Source organism: Enterobacter cloacae complex sp. OE43NF (assembly GCF_023544405.1).
Lineage (GTDB): Bacteria > Pseudomonadota > Gammaproteobacteria > Enterobacterales > Enterobacteriaceae > Enterobacter > Enterobacter cloacae.
On the sequence record NZ_JAMJFW010000121.1, the window covers coordinates 1 to 1,980 of the forward strand.

Genomic DNA, 1,980 nt, shown 5'->3' on the forward strand with positions numbered 1-1,980 from the left:
CGTATCCCTGTTAAGTTTCTTCCGGGCATCCACTAGGAAATAAATTTCCGCCCCATTAGTAAGCCTGCACCGCTCGCCGCAGCCGAACGACCGAGCGCAGCGAGTCAGTGAGCGAGGAAGCGGAATATCACCTGAACCAGCATCTTCTCCTGACGCCGGAAAGCCTCATTTCACTCCTGCCACATGAAGCACTTTGGCAAATCACCACTTCGGTTTAAAATATTTAGCCAGTATGCACTCCGCTAGCGCTACGTGACTGGTTCAGGGCTGCGCCCCGAAACCCGCTAACACCCCTCAGCTATTGGATATCACACCATGCCATCTGAGTATGATGAACAACCGGATGCGACTGATGCTCTGTTTCCCGGCGAATATGACCTTTTTGACTTAATGGCTCATGTTACTGAAGAGAACCTGCACGCCCCGGTGGATTCTGGCCCGCCTGTCGGCCGGGAAGCGTTATAGCTTTTTCGCTGGCCAGCGTACATGTAATACGCTGGTATTACATGTTATTTGTTTATTTTCATGTTGTTACAGATGATTGTAATACGTTGCGTATTACGCTAACACACGAAGTAACTCCATTTTTTTCATTTAATTCATGCAGTTGCGATAAAAATCGCGGCTGCGTTAGGTGTATGACCATTTAAGGGGCAAAAAATTATCATTCTGGCTGGGTGATCTGCGCAGGTTAAGGATCATCGGCGACGAAAAAGCGTCTTTAACTGCTTCGTTCATGCAAGCATGAACGGATTATTTTTCCAGACTACAGGTAAACTACAGGAAGACTACAAAAGTTGATGATTTAATCCTGCGTTTTAGTGCGATGACTACAGATAAACTAAAAAATAACTACAGGATAACCTCAGATCCGTTCTCTGAACCATTCGTACATCCGACCCCCTTACCGGTTTACACTGAGCACTGATGCTCTGAGGGCCCTTATGACGAAACAACAGAAAACAGCGCTGAACATGGCTAAATTCATCCAGAATCAGTCTCTGCTCCTGCTGGAGAAGCTTAACGAGCTTGATCTCGATGTTGAGGCGGACCTTTGTGAGAAACTCCACGATGATGCGGAGCATCTTTTCCGTACACTGTCCTCGAGACTGGATGGATTACAGGATGATAACTGATGGCCAGAGTGTCTATTAGTGAGGCTGCCCGACTGACGGGTAAGAGTAGAACAACACTGCACAGGTTAATTAAAGCAGGTGATCTGTCCACCTGTAGCGGTGAACGTAATGCAAAAATGGTAGATACTTCAGAGCTTTTACGTGTCTTTGGTCCCTTTGAACAACTGAAGGGTGAACACCATTCTGGACAGGTCTCTGAACAGCGTGATACAGCATCTGCTGACCAGAGTGAACAGGTGATTCGTCATCTGAAACAGGAGATTGAACACCTGAACACCTTACTTTTGTCTAAGGATTCGCACATTGACAGCCTGAAACAGGCCATGCTCCTTCTTGAAAATCACCAGGCAAAATTAACTGAATCCCAGGCGCCATGGTGGAAATTCTGGAAAAAATCCTGACACCGTCATGCTTAAGTTTTCCTCTCCGGCCATTCCGGGGAGTTCCTGAACCTTCCCAAAAATCGTCAGATCTCTGAACGCACCTCACCACTTAAAATACCCACACACCACGCAAAATTAAAATTTTGCAGATAACTCATTAATATCAGTTTGTTAGGTGTTATTAAATTACGAATTATTACCTTCTGTAAGGTAAATCCAAGTCGTCGGCGATTCGTGTACGACTTGCCGACGACTCGTCATTGAGTCATCGACGACTCACATAAGACTATCAGTAACTTATGACGACTTGACTCTAGAGTCGAATCGTCATTTTGGTGTTTTTTTGACCTTGGCGACTCTAGAGTCAAGTCACGAGTCGAATCGCCGGTGAATCGTGTGGTAAGTTGTCCGTCGACTTGCCATAACGTGATTGCCGGCCGTCGACGAACCCGATTCCTGAT

The 1,980-nt window shown here is 46.3% G+C and carries 2 protein-coding genes; both read left to right on the forward strand.

Going from position 1 to position 1,980, the window contains the following annotated elements:
- Window positions 1–944: 944 nt before the first annotated feature.
- Window positions 945–1,136: a Rop family plasmid primer RNA-binding protein gene (locus M8370_RS23200; RefSeq protein ID WP_070585250.1), complete on the forward strand. Its 192-nt coding sequence runs from the start codon at window positions 945–947 to the stop codon at window positions 1,134–1,136.
- Window positions 1,136–1,537: a helix-turn-helix transcriptional regulator gene (locus tag M8370_RS23205; RefSeq protein WP_070585248.1), complete on the forward strand. Its 402-nt coding sequence runs from the start codon at window positions 1,136–1,138 to the stop codon at window positions 1,535–1,537. Before M8370_RS23200 ends, M8370_RS23205 begins: the two co-directional genes overlap by 1 nt.
- Window positions 1,538–1,980: the final 443 nt, after the last annotated feature.